The 24,381-nt window shown below is 71.5% G+C and carries 18 protein-coding genes; 11 read left to right on the top strand and 7 right to left on the bottom strand.

The window, feature by feature from the left end:
* Window positions 1–307 precede the first annotated feature (307 nt).
* Window positions 308–3,448 (bottom strand): isoleucine--tRNA ligase, encoded by a 3,141-nt coding sequence (gene ileS / locus ACX25U_RS26825; protein WP_454383724.1) that lies wholly within the window; start codon window positions 3,446–3,448, stop codon window positions 308–310.
* 578 nt (window positions 3,449–4,026) lie between these two features.
* Between ileS and ACX25U_RS26830 the strand changes: the two genes are divergently transcribed.
* From ACX25U_RS26830 to ACX25U_RS26855, 6 genes are all read left to right on the top strand, one after another.
* Complete coding sequence (locus tag ACX25U_RS26830; RefSeq protein WP_454383726.1) at window positions 4,027–5,316, top strand: TraR/DksA family transcriptional regulator; 1,290 nt, start codon at window positions 4,027–4,029, stop codon at window positions 5,314–5,316.
* A 61-nt stretch (window positions 5,317–5,377) separates the two neighbouring features.
* Complete coding sequence (gene lspA / locus ACX25U_RS26835) at window positions 5,378–6,100, top strand: signal peptidase II (protein ID WP_454383728.1); 723 nt, start codon at window positions 5,378–5,380, stop codon at window positions 6,098–6,100.
* Between the two features lie 52 nt (window positions 6,101–6,152).
* Window positions 6,153–7,097, top strand: coding sequence for an RluA family pseudouridine synthase (locus ACX25U_RS26840; protein WP_454383730.1), 945 nt, complete (start codon window positions 6,153–6,155; stop codon window positions 7,095–7,097).
* On the top strand, window positions 7,094–7,561 hold the full coding sequence (locus tag ACX25U_RS26845) for a GNAT family N-acetyltransferase (RefSeq protein WP_454383731.1): 468 nt from the start codon (window positions 7,094–7,096) through the stop codon (window positions 7,559–7,561). The genes ACX25U_RS26840 and ACX25U_RS26845 overlap by 4 nt, the downstream gene beginning before the upstream one ends.
* 88 nt (window positions 7,562–7,649) lie before the next feature.
* Window positions 7,650–9,236, top strand: a complete 1,587-nt coding sequence (locus ACX25U_RS26850; RefSeq protein ID WP_454383732.1) for a Na+/H+ antiporter — start codon at window positions 7,650–7,652, stop codon at window positions 9,234–9,236.
* 29 nt (window positions 9,237–9,265) lie between these two features.
* A complete protein-coding gene (locus ACX25U_RS26855) occupies window positions 9,266–10,006 on the top strand; it encodes an SDR family NAD(P)-dependent oxidoreductase (RefSeq protein WP_454383734.1) in 741 nt (246 codons plus the stop codon).
* 233 nt (window positions 10,007–10,239) lie between these two features.
* On the opposite strand, the gene ACX25U_RS26860 is transcribed toward ACX25U_RS26855, so the two are convergent.
* Window positions 10,240–11,361, bottom strand: a complete 1,122-nt coding sequence (locus ACX25U_RS26860; RefSeq protein WP_454383735.1) for a mechanosensitive ion channel family protein — start codon at window positions 11,359–11,361, stop codon at window positions 10,240–10,242.
* Between the two features lie 107 nt (window positions 11,362–11,468).
* Between ACX25U_RS26860 and ACX25U_RS26865 the strand changes: the two genes are divergently transcribed.
* The gene (locus ACX25U_RS26865) at window positions 11,469–12,047 is read left to right on the top strand and encodes a dienelactone hydrolase family protein (protein ID WP_454383737.1); all 579 of its coding nucleotides are present in this window, start codon (window positions 11,469–11,471) and stop codon (window positions 12,045–12,047) included.
* Between the two features lie 3 nt (window positions 12,048–12,050).
* Here ACX25U_RS26865 and ACX25U_RS26870 read toward each other — a convergent pair whose 3' ends face one another.
* The 4 genes from ACX25U_RS26870 to ACX25U_RS26885 form a co-directional block, all read right to left on the bottom strand.
* A complete protein-coding gene (locus ACX25U_RS26870) occupies window positions 12,051–13,712 on the bottom strand; it encodes an alkaline phosphatase D family protein (RefSeq protein WP_454383739.1) in 1,662 nt (553 codons plus the stop codon).
* Window positions 13,713–13,803: 91 nt separating this feature from the next.
* Complete coding sequence (locus ACX25U_RS26875) at window positions 13,804–14,628, bottom strand: thioredoxin domain-containing protein (RefSeq protein ID WP_454383740.1); 825 nt, start codon at window positions 14,626–14,628, stop codon at window positions 13,804–13,806.
* An 87-nt stretch (window positions 14,629–14,715) separates the two neighbouring features.
* The gene (locus tag ACX25U_RS26880) at window positions 14,716–15,408 is read right to left on the bottom strand and encodes a hypothetical protein (RefSeq protein ID WP_454383742.1); all 693 of its coding nucleotides are present in this window, start codon (window positions 15,406–15,408) and stop codon (window positions 14,716–14,718) included.
* Between the two features lie 57 nt (window positions 15,409–15,465).
* The gene (locus ACX25U_RS26885; RefSeq protein WP_454383744.1) at window positions 15,466–16,815 is read right to left on the bottom strand and encodes a DUF2252 domain-containing protein; all 1,350 of its coding nucleotides are present in this window, start codon (window positions 16,813–16,815) and stop codon (window positions 15,466–15,468) included.
* A 221-nt stretch (window positions 16,816–17,036) separates the two neighbouring features.
* Between ACX25U_RS26885 and dnaE the strand changes: the two genes are divergently transcribed.
* Window positions 17,037–20,576, top strand: coding sequence for a DNA polymerase III subunit alpha (gene dnaE / locus ACX25U_RS26890; RefSeq protein ID WP_454383746.1), 3,540 nt, complete (start codon window positions 17,037–17,039; stop codon window positions 20,574–20,576).
* Between the two features lie 82 nt (window positions 20,577–20,658).
* On the opposite strand, the gene ACX25U_RS26895 is transcribed toward dnaE, so the two are convergent.
* Window positions 20,659–20,835, bottom strand: a complete 177-nt coding sequence (locus tag ACX25U_RS26895) for a hypothetical protein (RefSeq protein ID WP_454383748.1) — start codon at window positions 20,833–20,835, stop codon at window positions 20,659–20,661.
* A gap of 234 nt (window positions 20,836–21,069) precedes the next feature.
* Here ACX25U_RS26895 and ACX25U_RS26900 point away from each other — a divergent pair, with 234 nt between their 5' ends.
* The 3 genes from ACX25U_RS26900 to ACX25U_RS26910 all read left to right on the top strand — a co-directional run bounded on the left by ACX25U_RS26900 (window position 21,070) and on the right by ACX25U_RS26910 (window position 24,376).
* Window positions 21,070–22,287 carry an NYN domain-containing protein gene (locus ACX25U_RS26900; RefSeq protein WP_454383750.1) on the top strand — a complete coding sequence of 406 codons (1,218 nt, stop codon included), beginning with the start codon at window positions 21,070–21,072 and terminating at the stop codon, window positions 22,285–22,287.
* Window positions 22,288–22,404: 117 nt separating this feature from the next.
* Window positions 22,405–23,379 carry an ABC transporter ATP-binding protein gene (locus ACX25U_RS26905; protein WP_454394525.1) on the top strand — a complete coding sequence of 325 codons (975 nt, stop codon included), beginning with the start codon at window positions 22,405–22,407 and terminating at the stop codon, window positions 23,377–23,379.
* A 175-nt stretch (window positions 23,380–23,554) separates the two neighbouring features.
* Window positions 23,555–24,376: an ABC transporter permease gene (locus ACX25U_RS26910; RefSeq protein ID WP_454383752.1), complete on the top strand. Its 822-nt coding sequence runs from the start codon at window positions 23,555–23,557 to the stop codon at window positions 24,374–24,376.
* Window positions 24,377–24,381: the final 5 nt, after the last annotated feature.

Genomic DNA, 24,381 nt, shown 5'->3' on the forward strand with positions numbered 1-24,381 from the left:
GCCCCGGAGGGTTTCCCTCCGGGGCCGTTCTCGTGTGTGGGGAATGGCGCGGGCGGGTGCGGGGGCGCGTCCGGAAAGGACTCTCGCCCCCGCCGCTCCTACCCGTCCCATCCCGTCCTGGGGGCTCCGTCCCCAGCCCCTTTTCGCCGGGGAGCGTGCCCGGCTGCGGGCGGGTGGGGTCGGTCGCGCAGTCCCCAGAGGCTCCGCCCCCTGGGACCCCTGCGGGGCCAGGGGGCGGAGCCTCTGGGGACGGGACGGGTATAGGGGCGGCGGGGGCGAAGAACTCCTGGGGCCGCCCCCCGGAGGGCTACGCCTTGCGGAGGCGGAACGTCAGGGACAGGGCCTCGTCGGTGACAGCGTCACCGTACGTGTCGTCCGCCTCGCCTTGGGCGAAGTCCGTCGCCAGGACCTCCTCGGAGATGAGACCGGCGTGCTCGGTCAGCGCGGCGATCGTCGCCGGGTCCGTCGCGGTCCAGCGGAGCGCGATGCGGTCGGCCACGTCGAGGCCGCTGTTCTTGCGGGCCTCCTGGATGAGGCGGATCATGTCCCGGGCCAGACCCGCACGCCGCAGTTCTTCCGTGATCTCCAGGTCCAGAGCCACCGTCGCGCCCGCGTCGGACGCCACCGACCAGCCCTCGCGCGGAGTCTCCGTGATGATCACCTCGTCCGGGGCCAGGGTGATCGTCTCACCGTCGACCTCCACCGACGCCGTGCCCTCGCGCAGCGCCAGCGACAGCGCCGCCGCGTCCGTGTTCGCGATGGCCTTGGCCACGTCCTGGACCCGCTTGCCGAACCGCTTGCCCAGCGCCCGGAAGTTGGCCTTCGCGGTGGTGTCCACCAGGGACCCGCCGACCTCGCTGAGCGACGCCAGGGAGGAGACGTTCAGCTCCTCCGTGATCTGCGCGTGCAGCTCCCGGTCCAGGGACTCGAAGCCCGCCGCCGCGACCAGCGCGCGCGAGAGCGGCTGGCGCGTCTTGACGCCCGACTCCGCGCGCGTGGCACGGCCCAGCTCCACCAGCCGCCGTACCAGCGCCATCTGCCGGGACAGCTCCGGGTCGATCGCCGACAGATCCGCCTCCGGCCAGGTGGCCAGGTGCACCGACTCCGGCGCGCCCGGGGTCACCGGCACGACCAGGTCCTGCCAGACCCGCTCGGTGATGAAGGGGGTGATCGGCGCCATCAGCCGGGTCACCGTCTCCAGCGCATCGTGCAGCGTGCGCAGCGCGGCCTTCTCGCCCTGCCAGAAGCGGCGGCGCGAGCGGCGGACGTACCAGTTCGACAGGTCGTCGACGAACGCCGACACCAGCTTGCCGGCGCGCTGGGTGTCGTACCCCTCCAGTGCCTGCGTGACCTGGTCGGTCAGCGCGTGCAGCTCGCTGAGCAGCCAGCGGTCGAGCAGCGGACGGTCGGCCGGGGCCGGGTCGGCCTCGGAGGGCGCCCAGGCGGACGTACGGGCGTACAGCGCCTGGAAGGCGACCGTGTTCCAGTACGTCAGGAGCGTCTTGCGGACGACTTCCTGGATGGTGCCGTGCCCCACCCGGCGGGCCGCCCACGGCGAACCGCCGGCCGCCATGAACCAGCGCACCGCGTCCGCGCCGTGCTGGTCCATGAGCGGGATCGGCCGGAGGATGTTGCCCAGGTGCTTGGACATCTTCCGGCCGTCCTCGGCGAGGATGTGGCCCAGGCACACGACGTTCTCGTACGAGGACTTGTCGAAGACCAGCGTGCCGATCGCCATCAACGTGTAGAACCAGCCGCGGGTCTGGTCGATGGCCTCGCAGATGAACTGCGCCGGGTAACGGGCCTCGAACAGCTCCTTGTTCTTGTACGGGTAGCCCCACTGCGCGAACGGCATCGAACCCGAGTCGTACCAGGCGTCGATGACCTCCGGCACGCGCGTGGCCGTCTTCCCGCACTGCGGGCACGGGAAGGTGACCGCGTCGATGAACGGGCGGTGCGGGTCCAGCTCCGACTGGTCCGTGCCGGTCAGCCCGGTCAGCTCCGCGCGGGAGCCGACGCAGGTCAGGTGGTCGTCCTCGCAGCGCCAGATCGGCAGCGGGGTGCCCCAGTAGCGGTTGCGGGACAGCGCCCAGTCGATGTTGTTGTTCAGCCAGTCGCCGTACCGGCCGTGCTTGACGCTCGGAGGGAACCAGTTGGTCTTCTCGTTCTCCCGGAGCAGCTTGTCCTTGATCGCGGTGGTGCGGATGTACCAGGACGGCTGGGCGTAGTACAGCAGCGCGGTGTGGCAGCGCCAGCAGTGCGGGTAGCTGTGCTCGTACGGCAGGTGCTGGAAGAGCAGACCGCGGTCGGCGAGGTCCTGGGTGAGCTTTTCGTCGGCCTTCTTGAAGAAGGCGCCGCCGACCAGGGGGAGGTCCTCCTCGAACGTGCCGTCCGGGCGGACCGGATTGACCACCGGCAGGCCGTAGGAGCGGCAGACCTTCAGGTCGTCCTCACCGAAGGCGGGGGACTGGTGGACCAGGCCCGTACCGTCCTCGGTGGTGACGTACTCGGCGTTGACCACGTAGTGGGCCGGCTCGGTGAACTCGACCAGTTCGAACGGGCGTTGGTACGTCCAGCGCTCCATCTCGGCGCCGGTGAAGGTCTCGCCCGTGGTCTCCCAGCCCTCGCCGAGCGCCTTGCCGACGAGCGGTTCGGCGACGACCAGCCTCTCCTCGCCGTTCGTCGCGACGACGTAGGTCACCTCGGGGTGCGCGGCCACCGCGGTGTTGGACACCAGCGTCCAGGGCGTGGTCGTCCACACCAGGAGCGCGGCCCGGCCGGCCAGCGGACCGGAGGTGAGCGGGAAACGGACGTAGACGGAGGGGTCGACGACCGTCTCGTAGCCCTGGGCCAGCTCGTGGTCGGACAGGCCCGTGCCGCAGCGCGGGCACCAGGGGGCGACGCGGTGGTCCTGGACCAGCAGGCCCTTGTCGAAGATTTCCTTCAGGGACCACCAGACCGACTCCACGTACTCGGGGTCCATGGTCCAGTAGGCGTCGTCGAGGTCGACCCAGTAGCCCATGCGGGTCGTCAGCTCGGCGAAGGCGTCGGTGTGACGGGTCACGGACTCACGGCACTTGGCGTTGAACTCCTCGATGCCGTACGCCTCGATGTCCTGCTTGCCGGAGAAGCCGAGCTCCTTCTCGACCGCCAGCTCCACCGGGAGGCCGTGACAGTCCCAGCCGGCCTTGCGGGCGACGTGGTAGCCGCGCATGGTGCGGAAGCGGGGGAAGACGTCCTTGAAGACGCGCGCCTCGATGTGGTGGGCGCCCGGCATGCCGTTGGCGGTGGGCGGGCCCTCGTAGAACACCCACTCGGGGCGGCCCTCGGACTGCTCCAGGCTCTTGGCAAAGATCTTCTGCTCGCGCCAGAAGTCGAGCACGGCGTGCTCGAGCGCGGGCAGGTCGACCTGGGCGGGCACCTGGCGGTACTGCGGCTGCGTACTCAACGAGCTTCCTCCAACGGATGTGCTGCCTTCCGTCGGAGGGACGAGAGCCTTTGTGCTGCCTACGCCGTGTGCGGCGCGCTCCCGCGGTACCACCCTCCTTGGCCCTCCGGTGCGCCGTACGCTCCGGTGAGCCCCCTCATTGGGGTCGCGATGCCGGTTCTACTGGCCCCTCGGGCTGTCCCAGGGGGTGTTCTTCCGGCGGCTCCGGGGTGATCTTCACGTCGCGCTCGCCCCCGGGCTCACACCGTCCCCGGGTCGCTCTGGGCTGCGTACGCCGCTACTCGTCCCCATCCACGCTTCTCGCTCCGCCCAGTGTACGGCGCCCCGGGGACAGTGACCGACCGGTTTTCCCGGGCGGGCGCTGACCCGAATGGCGCGGCGGGGCCGTTCGGATCGCAGGACGCGCGGCTGAACGGATTACCCGGCGAAGAGCTGGGCACAACGCATGCATGCCGACCCCGCGGCACGCGCGAGGCGGGCGAATCGGGCGGCGTGCCCCGTTGCCGCGGGACTCGAGTCGATTTATCGTCCCAGCACGATTCGCGAACAAGATCACAATATGTGAAGGGGCCGCGGCCATGGTGGCGAAGAAGACCGCCGAGCAGTCGGCGTCCGGCGGGTCCCGGAGCACCGGTGCCATCGGCGGCGCGGCCAGGAAGACCACTCGGGCGGCGGCCCGGGGCACGGCCGCAAAGGAGGCAGCGGCCATGAAGAAACCGCCCGCACCCGGGCCGACCAGGGCCACGCAGGCACCTCCTGCGGAGGGCGCGCAGAAGACGGCAGCGAAGAAGGCGGACGCGAAGAAGGCGGACGCGAAGAAGGCGGACGCGAAGAAGGCGGACGCGAAGAAGGCGGACGCGAAGAAGGCCACGGCGGGGAAGCCCCCACCGGAGGACACCGCGCCGAGGACGACGGCCCCGAAGGAGCCGGAGCCGGTGGCGAAGGGGTCCGCCACCAAGGAACCCCGGACCAGGGGCACCGCCGCGAAGAAGCCCGCCGCGCGGGAGGCGGGCGCCATGAGGTCTGCCGCCGAGCGGGCAGGTGCCCGGGAGGCCACGGGCAAGGAGGGCACCGGCAGGGGGGCCGACCACAAGAAGACGACCCCGGAGCCCACGGCGGGGAAGAAGGCGCCGCGCGCCGAGAAGACGCCCGTCGAGAAGACACGCGCGCGCGAGGCTGCCGGGGGAGGTGCTGTGCCCCAGGTGGCCGCCGGCGGGAAGGCCCGTGCCGGGAAGGAGGCTGCCGAGGAGGCGGCGGCCGACGCCGAGGTGGGCGACGGTGGCGTCGGCGTGGGGGCCCGGGGTGTTTCCGGGGAAGGTGCGGGCAGGAAGAGGACGGCCAAGAAGGTGGGCGCGGCTCGGGCCGCGAAGCAGACGGGAGCCACGACGGTGGTTGCGAAGAAGACTCCTGGCACGGCCACGGCGGCGAAGACAGCCGTCCCCAAGGCACGCGTCGCCGCGGCGGTGGAGCCGGGCGACCTCCCGGTGCGCCCGGGCGAGGACCCCTGGACCCCGGAGGAGGTCGCCGAGGCACGCGCGGAGCTGCAGTCCGAGATGGAGCGGCTGCGCACCGAGATCAGCTCCTCCGAGGAGTCCCTCGCGGGCCTGATGCGGGACTCCGGCGACGGCGCGGGAGACGACCAGGCCGACACAGGCACCAAGAACATCACGCGCGAGCACGAGATGGCGCTGGCCGCCAACGCGCGCGAGATGCTCACCCAGACCGAGCGCGCCCTGCAACGGCTCGACGCGGGCACCTACGGCCTGTGCGAGAACTGCGGCAACCCCATCGGCAAGGCCCGCATGCAGGCCTTCCCGCGGGCCACCCTGTGCGTGGAGTGCAAGCAGAAGCAGGAACGCCGGTACTGATCGCGGTCCGAGGCGTGCCGTAGTCTCGTCCTCAGTCAGGTACCTAGGTCGAGGGACTCACGTGGCAGAGGCGGAGCGCATCATCGGTACGCCGGACACCCCGCACGCGGCAGGGGCCGGGCAGGAGCGGCCGGGCGGGAACGCCGTGCCCGGCCGGCGGTCCGGGGGCGGCAGGGCACAGGCCCCGGCCGACGACCCCGGCACCGACGGCACGGCGGCGGACGAGGCGGCCAGGACGCCCGGCACCTCCTCCCGCGCGGACGGGCCGCAGGACGGCACCGCGGGGGACAGGCCCCGCGGCCCGCGCCGCATCGCCGTGCTGTTCACGGTCGCCGCCGTCGCCTACGTCCTCGACCTGGTCAGCAAGATGATCGTGGTCGCCAAGCTGGAGCACCACCCGCCGATCCGCATCATCGGCGACTGGCTGCAGCTGGAGGCGATCCGCAACGCGGGTGCGGCCTTCGGCTTCGGCGAGGCCTTCACCGTGATCTTCACGGTCATCGCGGCCGCCGTGATCGTGGTGATCACCCGCCTCGCCCGCAAGCTCTACAGCGTGCCCTGGGCCATCGCGCTCGGCCTGCTGCTCGGCGGCGCGCTCGGCAACCTCACCGACCGGATCTTCCGCGCGCCCGGCGTCTTCGAGGGCGCGGTCGTCGACTTCATCTCGCCCAAGCACTTCGCCGTCTTCAACCTCGCCGACTCGGCGATCGTCTGCGGCGGCATCCTGATCGTGCTGCTCTCCTTCCGCGGCCTGGACCCGGACGGCACCGTCCACAAGGGCTGACCGCCGGGTACGCGCGTACGGGGCTGTCGGGCCCGTCCGGCATACTCGACGGGTGAGCACGATTCCCGAGATCCGTACCCTGCCCGTGCCCGACGGCCTGGAGGGCGAGCGTGTCGACGCCGCCATCTCCCGCATGTTCGGCTTCTCCCGTACGAAGGCGGCGGAGCTGGCCGCCGCGGGCAAGGTGCTGGTCGACGGCACGGCGGTCGGCAAGTCCGAGAGGGTGCGCGGTGGGGCCTGGCTCGAGGTCGAGATGCCGCAGGCACCCGCGCCCGTGCAGGTCGTCGCCGAGCCGGTCGAGGGCATGGAGATCGTGCACGACGACGAGGACGTCGTCGTGATCGTCAAGCCGGTCGGCGTCGCCGCGCACCCCAGCCCCGGCTGGTCCGGGCCGACGGTCATCGGCGGCCTCGCCGCCGCCGGGTACCGCATCTCGACCTCCGGCGCCGCCGAGCGCCAGGGCATCGTGCACCGTCTCGACGTCGGCACCTCCGGCCTGATGGTGGTCGCCAAGTCCGAGTACGCGTACACGTCGCTCAAGCGCCAGTTCAAGGAGCGCACTGTCGACAAGCGCTACCACACCCTCGTCCAGGGCCACCCGGACCCGACCAGCGGCACCATCGACGCCCCCATCGGCCGGCACCCGAACCACGACTACAAGTGGGCGGTCACCGCCGACGGCAAGCCCTCCGTCACCCACTACGACCTGATCGAGGCCTTCCGCGCGGCCTCCCTGCTCGACGTCAAGCTGGAGACCGGCCGCACCCACCAGATCCGCGTCCACATGGCCGCCCACCGCCACCCCTGCGTCGGCGACCTGACCTACGGCGCAGACCCCACGCTCGCCAAGCGGCTGGGACTCACCCGCCAGTGGCTGCACGCCGTACGGCTCGGCTTCGAGCACCCCAATGACGGCCGGTGGGCGGAGTTCACCAGCGACTACCCCGAGGACCTGCAGAAGGCCCTGGACCAGGTCCGCGAGGAGACCTACGCATGAGTACGCCGTACGAGGTGCGCGTCGCCGAGGACCCTGCCGACCGGGAGGCGTGCTTCGCGGTGCGCAAGGAGGTCTTCGTCGTCGAGCAGGGCGTCCCGCAGGACATCGAGTACGACGCCCACGACGCCGTGGCCGTGCACGTGCTGGCGGTCCGTGAGGGCGGCGTACCGCTCGGCACCGGGCGGCTGCTGTACGGCGAGGCGGCCGTCGCCAAGACCGGCGGGGAGAAGTCGGTCGGCTCCCTGGGGCGGCTCGCCGTCACCCGGGACGCGCGCGGGCTGGGCGTCGGCGCGGCCCTGGTGCGCGCCATCGAGGACGCGGCACGCGCGCGTGGCCTCACGGCGGTGGACCTGCACGCGCAGACCCACGCGCTCGGCTTCTACGAGCGGCTGGGATACACGGCGTACGGGCCGGAGTTCCCCGACGCGGGCATCCCGCACCGGGCGATGCGGCGCGCGGTGTAGCCCACGGTCCGGAAGAGGCCGGTGAGCACAGCGGCGTGGCAGGCTTGAAGCCTGCCGTGCGAACGTCCGACCCACGGGAGCGCTGAGCGTGGATCAGTTGGCCCTGCTGTTCATCGTGTTGCTCGGGGCTGTGATCACCGTCCCGCTCGGGGCCCGGCTCGGGCTGCCCGCGCCGGTCCTGATGACGCTGCTCGGGATCGGCCTCGCGCTGTCCGACTTCGTGCCCAACGTCGACATCCCGCCCGCGCTGATCCTGCCCACCCTGCTGCCGCCGCTGCTCTACGCCGCCGTGCGGCGCACGTCCTGGCGGCAGTTCACGGCGAACAAACGGCCGATCTTCCTGCTGGCCGTGGCACTGGTGTTCGTCACTACCTTCTGTGTCGCAGCCGTCTCGCACAGCATCGTGCCGGGACTCTCCGTCGCCGCCGCGGTGGCCCTCGGCGCGCTGGTCGCGCCGCCCGACCCGGTTGCGGCGACCGCCGTCGCCGGGCAGTTGGGGCTGCCGCGCCGCCTGGTGTCGATCCTGGAGGGCGAGGGCCTGTTCAACGACGTCACGGCCATCGTCCTCTACCACGTGGCGATCGCCGCCGCCGTCAGCGGGGAGTTCTCGGTCTGGCGGGCCGGGCTCGACCTGGTGCTGTCCGCGGTGGTGGCGGTGGTCGTGGGCCTGGCGGTCGGCTGGGCCGCGAACAAGCTGCTGGGCCTGCTGGAGGAGGCGACGCTGCAGATCGGGCTGACGCTGCTCGTGCCGTTCGCCTCCTACGTGCTGGCCGAGGAGCTGCACGGCTCCGGCGTCCTGTCCGTGCTCACCACCGCGCTGTTCCTGTCCGAGTACGCCGCCGACGCCGACGACGTGCTGACCCGGCTGGCCGGATACACGGTCTGGGACGTCGTGGACACGCTCGTCACCGGGATCGCGTTCGGACTGGTCGGCCTGGAGCTGCACAACGCGCTGCGCACGGCGTCGGGTCGGTGGGGCGAGCTGCTCGGCTGGGCGGGCGTGGTCGTGGGCGTGGTGGTGTTCGTACGGCTGCTGTGGCTGCTGCCGGCGACCTGGCTCACCCAACGGCTGCACGCGCGGCGGGACCGCGAGGAGGACATCCCCACGACCTGGCGGGAGACCGTCGTCATGTGGTGGTCCGGGATGCGCGGCGTGGCCTCGGTGGCGCTCGCGCTGGCCATTCCGCTGAAGACGGACAGCGGCGCGCCGTTCCCCGACCGGAACGAGATCGTGTTCATCGCCTTCGCGGTGATCATGGCGACGCTCGTGCTCCAGGGGCTCACGCTGCCGTGGCTGGTCAAGCGGCTGGGGGTGCGGGCGGACACCGAGCGGGAGAAGGCGTTCGAGGAGGAGCTGGCGGAGCGGGCGGCGAAGGCGGCCAGGAAGCGGCTGCGGGAGATCGAGGCGGTCGAGGACCTGCCGGAGGAGCTGTCGGAGCAGCTGCTGCGGCGGGCCTTCGACATCGGGCTGCGGATCAGCCCTCAGATGGGGGAGGAGGAGCGCCGGGAGGGGCACGACAAGCGCGTACGGCGGCTGAAGCGGATACGGCAGATCCACAGCGAGATGCTGAGCGCGGCGCGGCACGAGGTGCTGGCCGCGCGCAGTGAGCCGGGGGCCGATCCGGAGATCGTGGACCGGGTGTTGCGCCATCTGGACGTACGCAGCCTGCGGTGACCCGCGGTCCACGTGGGTACGCTCGGATCATGAGTCGCAACGTCGTCATCAGCGGGGGCGGTACGGGGATCGGACTCGCCGCGGCGCGGGCCTTCGCGGACGGCGGGGACCGGGTCCTGCTGCTCGGGCGGCGGGAGGAGGTGCTGCGCAGGGCGCAGGTGCCGGGCGCGCTGACGTACGCCGCCGATGTGAGCGACGTGGCGGGCGTGCGGGGAGTCGCCCGGTTCGTGGCCGACGAGCTCGGGGCGGTGGACGTGCTGATCCACAGTGCCGGAGGGTCGGGGCGGCTGGAGCCGCGGGTGGAGCGGGACGAGCCGCTCGACCTCGTCGCCGACAACTGGCTGGTCAACTTCCGGATCAACACCCTGACCGCCGTACTGCTCACCGAGGCCCTGAAGGACCGGCTCGCCGAACCGGGCGGCCGGGTGCTGTTCCTCAGCTCCATCGCCGCGTACCGGGGCTCGGGCAGCGGCGCCTACGCCGCCTCCAAGGCCGCCCTGCACCCCTATGCTCACGACCTGGCACGCCAGTTGGGCCCGCGCGGGATCACGGTGAACCTGGTCGCGCCGGGGTACGTCGAGGACACCGACTTCTTCGGCGAGGCGTTGGACGACGACCGCCGCGCCCGGCTCATCGCCGAGACCTCCACCGGCCGCCCCGGCACCCCCGGCGACATCGCCGCCACCCTCCACTGGCTGGCCTCCCCGTCCGCAGCCCACATCACCTCCCAGATCATCCAGGTCAACGGCGGCGCGGAACGCGGCCACTGAGCCCTGCCGGGCGGGAGGGCCGGACACTTCGGCCCCGGCCGCCGACGGAGACACCACGGCCCCGGCTGCGACGGCTGCGGGCCCGGTGGGACGGCCGCGCGGGGCCGGGCAGCGCGCCCGCCCGGTCGCCGGCCGGCCGTCGGTGCCGGACCCGACGCCGGTTCCCGGCCGCCGCGCCGGTGGACCGGTCGCAGGCCAGGGGCCGGTCCCTCCGGCACCCACCGGCCGGCCGGTCAGCCGCGGTCCGTTCCCGACTTGTCGAAGGTGGGCCACACGGCGCCGTCGCGGGGCGGGGCGTGGCGGTCGGGGCGGCCCGGGGGCGGCACCGCGTCGGCCGTGTTGACGCGGGGGAGGGCATAAGGGTGCTGCTCGCCGAGCCAGCGGAGGAGTTGTTCGCGGACCGTGACGCGGACCGTCCAGATGTCGTCGGCGTCCTTCGCCGTCACCAGCGCCCGTACCTCGATCGTGTTCGGGGTGGTGTCCGTGATCACCAGGTTGTAGGCGCGGCCGTCCCAGGCCGGGCACGCGCGCAGGATGTCGCGCAGCTGCTCGCGCATCGCCTCCATGGGCGCCGAGTGGTCCAGCTGGAAGTAGACCGTGCCGGTCATCTGCGGGGTTCCGCGCGACCAGTTCTCGAACGGGTTGGACGTGAAGTACGAGACCGGCATGGTGATCCGGCGCTCGTCCCAGGTCCGTACCGTCAGAAAGGTCAGCGTGATCTCCTCGACCGTGCCCCACTCCCCCTCCACGACCACGGTGTCGCCGATGCGCACCATGTCGCCGAAGGCGATCTGCAGTCCGGCGAACATGTTGCTCAGCGTGGACTGCGCGGCGACACCGGCGACGATGCCGAGGATGCCGGCCGAGGCCAGCAGCGAGGCACCGGCCGCGCGCATCGCAGGGAAGGTCAGCAGCATCGAGGCGGCGGCCACCACGATGACGATCGCGGAGACCACGCGCATGATCAGCTCGACCTGCGTGCGCACCCGCCGCACCCGGGCCGGATCCCGGTGGGCACGGGCGCTGGCATAGCGCGAGTACGAGGTCTCGACGACGGCCCCCGCGATCCGGATCGTCAGCCAGGCGGCCGACCCGATCAGCACCAGGGTCAGGGTCCGGCCGATGCCGGCCTGGTGCTCCTCCAGCAGCTCGGCCTGGTCGTAGGACCCTCTCAGCAGGGCGGCACACAGCACGAGTTGGTAGGGGATGCGGGCACGGCGCAGCAGACCCCACAGCGGTGTGTCGTGGTGCCGTTCGTCGGCCTTGCGCAGCAGCAGGTCGGTGGCCCAGCCGATGACCAGGGTGAGGACGACTGCGCCGCCGACCACGATCAGGGGTCGGAGTACGTTCTCCATGCCTCCGCGCCTAACCGCCACCGCGCGGGCATGAACATGTGACTTCCGTCCCTTCCTGGATACGGTCGCGGTCCGGCGTTGTCGTACCCGGCTGGCACCATGGCCTCATGAACATCATGCTCTTCCACTCGACCTACGGCCTCGGACCCGCGGTGCGGCGGGCGGCCGACCGGCTGCGCGCCGCCGGGCACGAGGTGTGGACGCCGGATCTCTTCGAGGGCCGTACGTTCGACTCGGTCGAGGAGGGCATGGCCTTCAAGGACGAGGTCGGCAAGGACGAGCTGCTCAAGCGGGCCGTGCTGGCCGCGGCGCCCTACTCGGAGCGGGGTCTGGTCTACGCCGGCTTCTCGCTGGGCGCCTCCGTCGCGCAGACCCTCGCCCTCGGCGACGACAAGGCCCGCGGCCTGCTGCTCCTGCACGGCACCTCGGACATCGCGCCGAACGCGAGCGTCGACGACCTGCCCGTCCAGCTGCACGTGGCCGAACCCGACCCGTTCGAGACGGACGACTGGCTCAGCGCCTGGTATCTGCGGATGGGCCGGATCGGCGCCGACGTGGAGGTCTACCGGTACGCGGGGGCGGGGCACCTCTACACCGACCCCGAACTGCCGGACTACGACGAGGAGGCCGCCGAGGCCACCTGGCGGGTGGCGCTCGGCTTCCTCGAGGAGCTCGAGAACGCCTAGACCTCAGACCGGGTCGTAGCTCCGCTCGACCTTCTGCGTGCCGTTGCGGGTGCGGTAGGAACGGGTCCACGCGGAGGTCGCGTTCGGGCTGGTGCGGTCGGACAGCACGTAGTAGTCCATCTGCGCCCGGTCGGCGGTGATGTCCAGTACGCCGTAGCCGTGGCGGTCGGTGTCGACCCAGTGCACGTGCCGGTTGGCGGCGCGGATCACCGGTGCGGCGACCGCCGAGATCGTGCCCTCGGGGGCCTTGACGATGTCGTCGAGGTTGTCGGAGGTCACCGACGTGACCACGAACTCGGTGGCGGCCGACGCCGACAGCGGGTACGTCCCGGCGTTGACGGGTACGTCGTTGGCCCACGCCATGTGGATGTCACCGGTGAGGAAGACGGTGTTGCGGATGGCGTTGGAGCGCAGGTGGGCCAGCAGCTCCCGGCGGTCGTCGGTGTAGCCGTCCCACTGGTCGGTGTTGATCGCCAGGCCCCCCTGCGGCAGCCCCAGCAGCTTGGCCAGCGGCTTGAGCAGGTCCGCGGAGAGCGAGCCGACGACGAACGGGGAGACCATCACCGAGTTGCCGACCAGCCGCCAGGTGGTGTCGGACGCCTTCAGACCGGCCTTGAGCCAGTCGAGTTGGGCACGGCCCGTGAGCGTACGGTCCGGGTCGTCGACCGAGCCGCTGCCCGTGGTGGCCTGCTGCGAGCGGAAGGAGCGCAGGTCCAGCAGGGAGAGGTCGGCGAGCTTGCCGAAACGCAGCCGCCGATAGGTGGTGCCCTCGATGGCCGGGCGCACCGGCATCCACTCGAAGTAGGCCTGCTTGGCGGCCGCCTGGCGGGCGGTCCAGGTGCCCTCGGCGCCCTCGGTGTGGTTGACCGCGCCGCCCGACCAGGCGTTGTCCGCGAACTCGTGGTCGTCCCAGATCGCGATGACCGGCGCCTTGTGGTGCAACGCCTGCAGGTCGGGGTCGGTCTTGTACTTCGCGTGCCGGGTGCGGTAGTCGGCGAGGGTGAGGATCTCGTGGGTGGGCGCGTGCGGCCGTACGACCTTGCCGCGGGTCCCGTACTCGCCGGACCCGTACTCGTAGATGTAGTCCCCGAGGTGCAGCCAGGCGTCCAGGTCGCCACGGGCCGCGAGGTGGCGGTAGGCGGCGAAGTAGCCGGCCTCCCAGTTGGCGCAGGAGACCACGCCGAAGCGCAGGCCCGCGACGGCGGCGTCGTGGGCGGGCGCGGTGCGGGTGCGGGCGACGGGGGAGTCGGTGGAGCCGGCCGAGAAGCGGAACCAGTAGTCGGTGGCCGGCTTCAGGCCCCGGATGTCGGCCTTGACGGTGTGGTCGGAGGCGGCCGTCGCGGTGGTCGTCCCCTTGGCGACGACGTTCGTGAACGCCTTGTCGGTGGCCACCACCCAGCTCACCTCGGTGTCCGGGCCGAGCCCGGAGCCGGGTATCGCCTCGGGCACGGGGGTCACCCGGGTCCACAGCAGGATGCCGTCCGGCAGCGGATCACCGGAGGCGACGCCGTGCAGAAAGGCGGGCGCCCCGGTGGCCGCCCGCGCGGGCAGCGCGGCGGCGAACGGCCCGGCCAGGACAGCGGTGGCCGCCGCGGCCTTGACGACCGTACGGCGGCGTGGTGCAAAGGAGTTGAGACTCTCGGAGGATCTGTATCGACTGGTCACGGCCGATCAGATTACTGACCGGTACATGCAAAGAGCGGGCGAACGGCAAAAGTTCGCCCGCTCTTCGGCGCGGATTACGCCGCGGAAGGGGTCAGCCCTTCAGCGCCTTGTCGATCGCGGCGGTGAACTCCGGGGCCGTCATCGGGGCGCTCCGGCCGTCGCTGCCCGTGACCTTCTTGCCGTCCATCACGAGGGTCGGAGTGCCCTGGAAGTCGTACTTCTTGCCGTCCTCGTTGAACTTGTCGCTCATGACCAGCGCCCACTTGTCGAAGGTGCCGTTCTTGACGTCGTTCTGGAACGCCTTGTTGTTCTTGAGGGCGTCGACGGTGTTCGCCACCTTGATCAGGTAGGCGTCGTCCTTGAACTTGTCGTCGGTCTCCTCGGGGTGGAACTTGGCCGAGTAGAGCGCCGCCTTGTACTCGAGGAAGGCCTCGGGACTCACGTTCAGCGCGGCACCCATCGAGCTCAGGGCCTTGCGGGAACCCTCACCCTGGAGGTTGCCGTCGAGGAAGGTGGCCCCGACGAACTGCAGCTTGTACTTGCCCTCGTCGACGTCCTTCTTGATGGTCGGGCCCAAGGCCTGCTCGAAGTGGGCGCAGATGGGGCAGCGCGCGTCCTCGTACACGGCGAGGGTCTTCTTGGCGGTGTCCTTGCCGATGACGACCGTCGTGCCGTCCTTGCCCGTGGTGTTGGCCGGGGCGACGACCTTCTGGTCCTTCACGGCCTCCCAGCGGCCGGGCTTGTTGGCCTGGACGACGGCGTAGCCGATGCCGCCGGCCGCCGCCAGCACGGCCACGACCGAGCAGGCGACGACGATCTGCCGCTTGATCTTGGCCCGCTTGGCCTGGCGCTCGCGCTCGGCGCGCAGCCGCTCCCGGGCCGCCGTCTTCGCCGCCTGGCTGTTCCGCTTGCTCATGGTGGGTGTTCTCCTGTGGGACGCGCAGTTGTCCTGCGCGGGATACGTATGGGTGGGGGACTGCTCGTGCGCGGGGTTCGCCGTCGCTCAGGCGAGGGCGGCCGAGCACGGCGGTCCGCGCCGTCCCAGGGAGTGCACGAGGAGGCGGGTGCGCAGGGCGCAGTGGTGCGGTGCGGGGTGCGCCGGGCGGCGTACCGTGCGGGTCCGGTGGACCGCGACCGCCGCCACCGCGACCAGCAGCGGCCGGAACGTCGTCGCGGCCATTGCGCGCAGCAGCTGGGCCAGCGCCCGCTCGCCGCGGCGCAGCCAGCCGGCCGCGAGCAGACCGACGCCGACGTGCGCGGCCAGCAGCAGCCAGGCGGTGGCCGGGTCGGCGTGGGCGAGCAGGGCGGCCAGCCGGTCGGTGTCGGTGCCGGTCATCCGGGCCAGCGGGGTGCCGACGTCGGTGTGTCCGCCGCACAGCAGGTCGAAGCCGACCGAGCGCAGGGGCCCGGCCACCGGGCCGCCCGCGGCGCCGTAGCAGACGTGCTGGCCGGTGGTGAAGACGGTGTCGGCGGCCAGCTCCAGCGGGATCAGCAGGGCGGCGATCCGCCCGAAGCCGCGCTCGCCGCCGGCCAGGGCGTAGGCGAGTACGAACACGGCGGCCGCGACGGCGGCCACCGTGTTCAGTGGCAGCGGGACCCGGGACAGCAGCACGTGCGACGCGGTGCTGAGCGTCACGACCACGGCCGTGAACAGCGCCGCGCGCACGGCTCTGAGCTGGGTCCCGGATATGTCCATAGCGAGGTACGAGTGTGTCACGTGGGCCGGTAAGGCCCTCCTAAAGGGTCCTGTTCGTCACAGACCCGGGATCCGCCCGTTGCGGAACAGGTCCACGAAGATCTGGTGGTCGGCACGCGCGCGTGCCGCGTACGTGTGCGCGAAGTCGACGAGCAGCGGCGCGAAGCCCTCCTCGTCGCCCGCGATCGCCGCGTCGATGGCCCGCTCGGTGGAGAACGGCACCAGCGACTCGCCGGAGAGGTCGTCCGCCGCCGCGTGCATGGCGGCCGTGGCCCGGCCCAGGTCGGCGACCACCTGCGCGATCTCCTCCGGGTCGTCGATGTCGTCCCAGTCCAGGCCGACGGCGTACGGCGAGACCTCGGCGACCACCTGGCCCGCGCCGTCCAGCTCGGTCCAGCCCAGCCACGGGTCGGCGTGCGCCTGCAGGGCGCGCCGGCAGACCACCGTGCGGTGGCCCTCGTGCTCGAAGTGGTCGCGGATCGTCTGGTCGGTGACGTACCGGGAGACCGCCGGGCTCCGCGCCTGTTTGACGGAGATCACCACGTCGTCCTCCAGGGCGTCGCTGTGGCCCTCCAGGAGGATGTCGTACGACGGCAGCCCGGCCGGGCCGGTCCCGATGCCGCGGCGGCCGACGACGTCCTTCACGCGGTAGGACTCCGGGCGGGCCAGCGACGCGTCCGGCAGCGTCTCCAGATAGCCGTCGAAGGCCGCGAGCACCTTGTAGCGGGTGGCGGCGTCCAGCTCGATCGCGCCGCCGCCGGGCGCGAAGCGGCGCTCGAAGTCGCGGATCCCGGTCATGGACTCCAGCAGCCCGAAGCGGGTCAGGGAGCGGGCGTCGCGCAGCGTGTCCAGGAGGGGGCCCTCGGCGGTGCCCAGGGTGAAGGGCGGCACCTCGTCGCTCTTGGCGCCGGTGGCCAGGGCGTGGATCCGGTCGCGGTAGGCGGTCGCGTAGAGGGTCACCAGCCCGGTGATCTGCTCGTCGCTGAGCGCCTTGGCGTACCCGAGGACGGCGAGGGAGGCGGCGAAGCGCTTGAGGTCCCAGGTGAAGGGGCCGACGTACGCCTCGTCGAAGTCGTTGACGCCGAAGACCAGACAGCCGTTCGCGTCCAGGTGGGTGCCGAAGTTCTCCGCGTGCAGATCGCCGTGGATCCACACGCGCGAGGTCCGCTCGTCCAGGTACGGACCGCTGAATACCCTCCCGCCGCCCCGCCCGGTGTTCTCGGCGCCCAGGTCGTGGTGGAAGAGGCACACCGTGCCCCGGTGGAACGCGAAGGCCGAGGCCGCCATCCTGCGGAGCGTGGCGCGGAACGCGGCCGGGTCGGCGGTCAGGAGCTCGCCGAGGGCGGTGTCGAGGACGGCGAGGATCTCCTTGCCGCGCTGCTCGTCGTTGAGCGGGTGGACCGACATCGCGGGGTGCCTCCAGGTGCGGTGGTGCGCTGACGTGTGGAGCGGGTCCGGCCGGGCGTTCCCTCACCCCAACGTCCGGCGGTGCGGCGGAGTGCCCGCGCCCTCCCGCCCGAAGGTACGGCGCGGACCCGGCCCGAGTGTCAGTGCCGGGGCCTAGACTTCGAGGCTGTCCCCAGACTGTCCGCAGCCCGTCGCCTACTCTTCCTGATGGAGGCCGAACCGTGTCGAAGCCGCCGTTCACGCACCTGCACGTCCACACCCAGTACTCGCTGCTGGACGGTGCCGCGCGGCTGAAGGACATGTTCAAGGCCTGCAACGACATGGGCATGACACACATCGCCATGTCCGACCACGGCAACCTCCACGGGGCGTACGACTTCTTCCACTCCGCGCAGAAGGCCGGAGTCACGCCGATCATCGGCATCGAGGCGTATGTCGCCCCCGAGTCCCGGCGCAACAAGCGCAAGATCCTGTGGGGCCAGCCGCACCAGAAGCGGGACGACATCTCCGGTTCCGGCGGCTACACCCACAAGACGATGTGGGCGGTGAACAGGACGGGCCTGCACAACCTCTTCCGCCTGTCCTCCGACGCCTACGCCGAGGGCTGGCTGCAGAAGTGGCCCCGCATGGACAAGGAGACCATCGCGCAGTGGTCCGAGGGCATCGTCGCCTCCACCGGCTGCCCCTCCGGCGAGGTGCAGACCCGGCTGCGCCTCGGCCACTTCGACGAGGCCCTGAAGGCCGCCGCCGACTACCAGGACATCTTCGGCAAGGACCGCTACTTCCTGGAGCTGATGGACCACGGCATCGACATCGAGCGCAAGGTCCGCGACGGCCTGCTGGAGATCGGGAAGAAGCTCGGCATCCCGCCCCTGGTCACCAACGACTCGCACTACACCTACGCGCACGAGGCCGGCGCCCACGACGCCCTGCTGTGCATCCAGACCGGCAAGAACCTCTCCGACCCCGACCGCTTCAGGTTCGACGGCACCGGCTACTACCTGAAGTCCACCGAGGAGATGTACGCCATCGACTCCTCGGACGCCTGGCAGGAGGGCTGCGCCAACACGCTCCTGGTCGCCGAGATGGTCGACACCACGGGCATGTTCGAGAAGCGCGACCTCATGCCCAAGTTCGACATCCCCGAGGGCTACACCGAGATCACCTGGTTCAAGGAGGAGGTCCGCCGCGGCATGGAGCGCCGCTTCCCCGGCGGCATCCCCGAGGACCGCCAGAAGCAGGTCGAGTACGAGATGGACGTCATCATCCAGATGGGGTTCCCGGGCTACTTCCTCGTGGTCGCCGACTTCATCATGTGGGCCAAGAACAACGGCATCGCGGTCGGCCCCGGCCGAGGCTCCGCGGCCGGCTCGATCGTCGCCTACGCGCTCGGGATCACCGACCTCGACCCCATCCCGCACGGTCTGATCTTCGAGCGGTTCCTGAACCCCGAGCGCATCTCCATGCCCGACGTCGACATCGACTTCGACGAGCGCAGGCGCGTCGAGGTGATCAGGTACGTGACGGAGAAGTACGGCGCCGACAAGGTCGCCATGATCGGCACCTACGGCACCATCAAGGCCAAGAACGCGATCAAGGACTCCGCGCGCGTGCTGGGCTACCCGTACGCGATGGGCGACCGCATCACCAAGGCCATGCCCGCCGACGTCCTCGGCAAGGGCATCCCGCTGTCCGGCATCACCGACCCCGAGCACCCCCGCTACTCGGAGGCGGGCGAGGTCCGCTCGATGTACGAGAACGAGCCGGACGTGAAGAAGGTCATCGACACCGCGCGCGGCGTGGAGGGCCTGGTCCGGCAGATGGGCGTGCACGCGGCCGGCGTGATCATGTCCAGCGAGACCATCACCGAGCACGTACCCGTCTGGGTCCGGCACACCGACGGCGTGACCATCACGCAGTGGGACTACCCGAGCTGCGAGTCGCTCGGCCTGCTGAAGATGGACTTCCTGGGCCTGCGCAACCTGACGATCATGGACGACGCCGTGAAGATGGTGAAGTCCAACAAGGGGATCGACATCGATCTCCTCGGCCTGGAGCTGGACGACCCCAAGACCTTCGAACTGCTCCAGCGCGGCGACACCCTCGGCGTCTTCCAGTTCGACGGCGGCCCCATGCGCTCCCTGCTGCGCCTGATGAAGCCCGACAACTTCGAGGACATCTCCGCCGTCTCGGCCCTGTACCGGCCGGGCCCCATGGGCATGAACTCCCACACCAACTACGCCCTGCGCAAGAACGGCCAGCAGGAGATCACCCCGATCCACCCGGAGCTGGAGGAGCCGCTCAAGGAGGTCCTGGACGTCACCTACGGCCTGATCGTCTACCAGGAGCAGGTGCAGAAGGCCGCCCAGATCATCGCCGGCTACTCGCTCGGCGAGGCCGACATCCTCCGCCGCGTGATGGGCAAGAAGAAGCCGGAGGAGCTGGAGAAGAACTTCGCCATCTTCCAGGCCGGCGCCCGCAAGAACGACTACAGCGACGAGGCCATCCAGGCCCTGTGGGACGTGCTGGTCCCCTTCGCCGGCTACGCGTTCAACAAGGCCCACTCCGCCGCGTACGGCCTGGTGTCGTACTGGACCGCCTACCTGAAGGCCAACTACCCCGCCGAGTACATGGCCGCGCTGCTGACCTCGGTCAAGGACGACAAGGACAAGTCGGCGGTCTACCTCAACGAGTGCCGCCGCATGGGCATCCGGGTGCTCCCGCCCAACGTCAACGAGTCCGAGTCCAACTTCGCCGCGCAGGGCGACGACGTGATCCTCTTCGGGCTGTCCGCCGTGCGCAACGTCGGCACGAACGTCGTCGAGTCGATCATCAAGACCCGCAAGGCCAAGGGCAAGTACGCCTCCTTCCCCGACTACCTCGACAAGGTCGAGGCGGTGGTCTGCAACAAGCGCACCACCGAGTCGCTGATCAAGGCCGGCGCCTTCGACACCATGGGGCACACCCGCAAGGGCCTCACCGCGCAGTACGAGCCGATGATCGACAACGTGGTCGCGGTCAAGCGCAAGGAGGCCGAGGGTCAGTTCGACCTCTTCGGCGGGATGGGCGAGGAGGCCGGCGACGAGCCCGGCTTCGGGTTGGACGTGGAGTTCTCCACCGAGGAGTGGGACAAGACGTATCTGCTCGCCCAGGAGCGGGAGATGCTCGGCCTGTACGTCTCCGACCACCCCCTCTTCGGCCTGGAGCACGTGCTCGCCGACAAGGCCGACGCCGGTATCGCCCAGCTCACCGGCGGCGAGCACGCCGACGGCGCGGTCGTCACCATCGGCGGCATCATCTCCGGCCTGCAGCGCAAGATGACCAAGCAGGGCAACGCCTGGGCGATCGCCACCGTCGAGGACCTGGCCGGCTCCATCGAGTGCATGTTCTTCCCGGCGACGTACCAGCTGGTGTCGACTCAACTCGTCGAGGACGCCGTGGTGTTCGTCAAGGGCCGCCTGGACAAGCGGGAGGACGTGCCCCGCCTGGTCGCGATGGAGCTGATGGTCCCCGACCTGTCCGCCGCGGGCGCCAACGCACCGGTGGTCCTCACCATCCCCGCCCTGAAGGTCACCCCGCCCATGGTCAGCCGCCTCGGCGAGATCCTCAGCCACCACAAGGGCGACAGCGAGGTCCGCATCAAGCTGCAGGGGCCGCGCAAGACGACCGTGCTGCGCCTGGACCGGCACCGGGTCAAGCCGGACCCCGCGCTGTTCGGCGACTTGAAGGTGCTGCTCGGCCCGTCCTGCCTGGCCGGCTGACGCGAGCGAGGGGCGTGCCCGGGAACACCGGGTACGCCCCTCATCGGTACATGGGCTCGTTCAACGGCCCGTGCCCGGGACCTCAGTTGTGGCCGAAGCGCTTCTGACCTCCCTTGCGGCCCGTATCGGTGGGACTTGCCTGCGGCGCGTGATGGCGCTCGGGCTGCTGCTCCGTCACGGAGTGCTCGGTCTCCTGCGGGCCGCCCGCTGTCACGGACGCCTTCTGCCGGCTGCGGTCCTGCTTCCGGTTCTTGGCCATGGTGATCAGCCTCCTGTGGGGGATCTAGGGGCCAGGGCCGGGACCAGATTCACATAGGCCGACAATGAACGCATGTCGGATAATTACCGTATGTAACACGGGTCATCGGGCCACAGGTCCCGGAAACGCCACGCCGAAGATCGAGTTCGGGCCGTTAACCCCGGCCGGGTCGGGCAGACTCGAAGGAAGCCCGAAGCAAACCCGAAGCAACCTCCCGGAAAGAGGGTGGATCGCGTGGACCGCTGCATCGTCCTGGTGGACGCCGGGTATCTGCTGGGGGCCGCCGCGAGTCTCCTCGCCGGGGAACCGTCGCGGTCCCGGATCACCGTGGACCACACCGCCCTCGTCCAGGGGCTGCGCGAACAGGCCGAGTCCGACACGCAGCGGCCCCTGCTGCGCATCTACTGGTTCGACGGCGCCCCCGACCGCGTACCGCAGCCCGAGCACCGCCGGCTGCGCGTGATGCCCCGGGTCACCGTCCGGCTCGGCGCGCTCACCCGCAGCGACGGACGCTGGGCGCAGAAGGGCGTGGACGCCGCCATGCACGCCGAACTCACCGAACTGGCCCGCAACCGCGCCTGCTCCGACGTCGTCCTCGTCACCGGCGACGGCGACCTGCTGCCCGGCATGATGGCCGCCAAGGAGCACGGCGTCGCCGTCCACCTGTGGGCGGTACAGGCCGCCGACGGCGACTACAACCAGTCCGAGGACCTGGTCGCCGAGGCCGACGAACGGCGCGTCCTGGACCGTACGTGGATCACCAAAGCCGTCCGCGCCAAGGACCTCGGCGGCGTCTGCGCGCCCCCGCCCGCGCCCCGCCCCGAGATCGCCGCGATCCTCTCCGCGCCGCTGCCCGAGTCCACGCTCGGCACCACCGCCGAACGCCCCGCCGAGCAGCGCCCGCACCCGGCCGCCGCCACCGGACGCGACCTCACCGGGGAGCGGGCGCCGGCCGGCAAGGGCGTACCCACCCCCAAGGACCTCGCCGCGCTGCGCGCCCCTGGAGCCCCGCCCGCCCAGCACCCCGCGACGGCCACCCTGCGCTGGTCCTCCGACCGCGGCTGGGTGGACCGCCCGGGCGTGGCCGCCGAGCCCCCCGAGGCCGCCTCCATGCCGACCCTCGCCCAGCTGACCACGGCCGAGCAGCGGTGGGCGGACCGGGAGGAGGACATCACGACCGTCGGCGGCGACCCGTACGAGGTCGGGCAGGTCTTCGCCCGGCGCTGGGTGGAACGGCTGGGCGACCAGGCGCACCTGCAGAGGCTGTCGTCGATGTACCCGCGGATCCCGCACCGCATCGACGGCGAGCTGCTGCGCTACGCCGCCCGGTTCGGGTTGCTCGCGCACAAGGACGACCAGATCGACGAGCACGACCGATACGCCATCCGGGCCGGTTTCTGGCGGGAGATCGACGTACGGACCTCCACCGAGCACGCTCCCGCGGGCGACTGAGCGGCGGGCCTCACCGGGCGGGGACCGACCCAAGGGTGAGCGAAGCCCGCCGACCCCGTACCCTCGTCCTTTGTGAGTACGCGCGCGGTACAGGCACTTCGGCCCGGGGACGACGTCGTGTGCGCGGTGCGCGGACTGACCAAGACCTATCCCGCGCTGCGCGGCCGGCGCGGCGTACCCGCGGCGCCCGAGGTGCGGGCCACCGACGGGGTCGAGCTCGACGTCCGGCGCGGTGAGATCTTCGGACTGCTCGGTCCGAACGGCGCCGGCAAGTCCACCCTCGTACGCCAGCTCACCGGGCTGATGCGCCCCGACCACGGCACCGTACGGATCCTCGGCCACGACATCGTGGCCCACCCCGAGCGGGCCGCGCGGATCCTCGCCTACCTCGGGCAGGAGTCCAGCGCCCTGGACGAGCTGACCGTCTCCCTCGCCGCCGAGACCACCGGGCGGCTGCGCGGCCTGGACCTCAGGCGGGCGCGCGCCGAGCGCGACGCCGTGCTGGACGAACTGGGCCTCGCGCCGATCGCCGGGCGCCCGCTGAAGAAGCTCTCCGGCGGCCAGCGGCGGCTCGCTTGCTTCGCCGCCGCGCTGATCGGCGAGCGCCCGCTGCTCGTGCTCGACGAGCCGACCACCGGCATGGACCCGGTGGCGCGGCGGGCGGTGTGGTCCGCCGTCGACCGGCGGCGCGCCGAGCGCGGCACCACGGTGGTGCTGGTCACCCACAACGTCATCGAGGCCGAGACCGTCCTCGACCGGGTCGCCGTCCTCGACCGGGGCCGGGTCATCGCCTGCGACACCCCGGCCGCGCTCAAGGAGCGGGTCTCCGGCGAGGTGCACGTCGAACTGGTGTGGCGGGAACGGGCGCCCCTGGAGGTGGCGGAGGTCGCCGCCCTCAAGGAGCGGGCCGTGGAGTCGGGGCGCCGCTGGACGCTGCGGCTCGCGCCCGAGGAGGCCCGCGCCGCCGTCGCCACGGTCACCGGCGGGGCCGCCTACGCGGCCCTGGACGACTTCACCCTGGCCACGCCCAGCCTGGAGGACGTGTACTTGGCACTGGGCGGCGCCGCCCGGCAGGGGCTGGTGAAGGCGTGAGCGCGCGGGCCGGTCGATCCGTACCGGATCGATGGGAGGATCGGCGGGATCGCGCGGGCGCCGCGGGGAACCCGTCCGGCGCCGGGAACGCGACCGGAACGGCGCCCGCACCCGCCACGCGCACCGCGTTCGCCGTGGGGGCGGCGTCCGCCGTAGGGAAGAGGAGCAGTTCGACGTGAGTGTCGTACCCGCCGGTGTGCTGCCGGGCACGACGGCCGCACAGGACGGCGGTGCCGGTCGGGCGGCCGTGCTCGGGCCGCCGGCGCGGCTGCGGCCGTCGCTGGCCGCCGTGTACCGGGCCCAGCTGTCACGCGCGCGCGTGGCGCGGATCCCGCTGCTGTTCGTGGCGACCTTCCAGTCCGTCGGCATCATGATCATGATGCGGGGCGTGGTCAGCGGAGGCAGTGAGGCCCAGTACGTGGTGGCCGGCGCGTCGATCGTCGTGGTCGCCTACGTCGCCCTGAACCTGCTCGCCCAGTACTTCGGGCAGCTGCGGGCCAGCGGCGGGCTCGACCACTACGCGACGCTGCCGGTGCCACCCGCGGCCGTGGTGCTGGGCGCGGCGGCCGCGTACGCGTCCTTCACGGTGCCGGGTGCGCTCGTGACCGCCGTGTTCGGGTCCGTGCTGTTCGGGCTGCCGCTGGGCAACCTGTGGGTGCTGGTGGCGGTGATCCCGCTCGCCGGCGCCGCGCTCTCCGGACTCGGCGCCGCCTGCGGGCTGCTCGCGCCGCGCCCGGAACTCGCCACTCTGTTCGGACAGTTGGGTATGTCGGCGGCGCTGCTGCTCGGCGTGCTGCCCCCCGACCGCATGCCGGAGGCGATACGGCTGCTGCGCGACCTGCTGCCGTCGACGTACGGCGTGGAGGCGTACGCGCGCACCTTCACGGCCCGTCCCGACTGGGCGCTCGTGTTCACCGACATGGCCGTCTGCGCCGGGGTCGGGGTGGTCTCGCTGACCGTCGCCACCTGGGCGTATCGCCGGGCGGCCGTCCGGTGACGCGG

This window comes from Streptomyces sp. JNUCC 63, from assembly GCF_054366325.1.

Coding starts and splice junctions, on each gene's coding strand:
- ACX25U_RS26830 (WP_454383726.1), top strand. CDS start 4,027: ATGGTGGCGAAGAAGACCGCCGAGCAGTCGGCGTCCGGCGGGTCCCGG.
- ACX25U_RS26845 (WP_454383731.1), top strand. CDS start 7,094: ATGAGTACGCCGTACGAGGTGCGCGTCGCCGAGGACCCTGCCGACCGG.
- ACX25U_RS26855 (WP_454383734.1), top strand. CDS start 9,266: ATGAGTCGCAACGTCGTCATCAGCGGGGGCGGTACGGGGATCGGACTC.
- ACX25U_RS26860 (WP_454383735.1), bottom strand. CDS start 11,361: ATGGAGAACGTACTCCGACCCCTGATCGTGGTCGGCGGCGCAGTCGTC.
- ACX25U_RS26865 (WP_454383737.1), top strand. CDS start 11,469: ATGAACATCATGCTCTTCCACTCGACCTACGGCCTCGGACCCGCGGTG.
- ACX25U_RS26875 (WP_454383740.1), bottom strand. CDS start 14,628: ATGAGCAAGCGGAACAGCCAGGCGGCGAAGACGGCGGCCCGGGAGCGG.
- ACX25U_RS26880 (WP_454383742.1), bottom strand. CDS start 15,408: ATGGACATATCCGGGACCCAGCTCAGAGCCGTGCGCGCGGCGCTGTTC.
- ACX25U_RS26885 (WP_454383744.1), bottom strand. CDS start 16,815: ATGTCGGTCCACCCGCTCAACGACGAGCAGCGCGGCAAGGAGATCCTC.
- ACX25U_RS26895 (WP_454383748.1), bottom strand. CDS start 20,835: ATGGCCAAGAACCGGAAGCAGGACCGCAGCCGGCAGAAGGCGTCCGTG.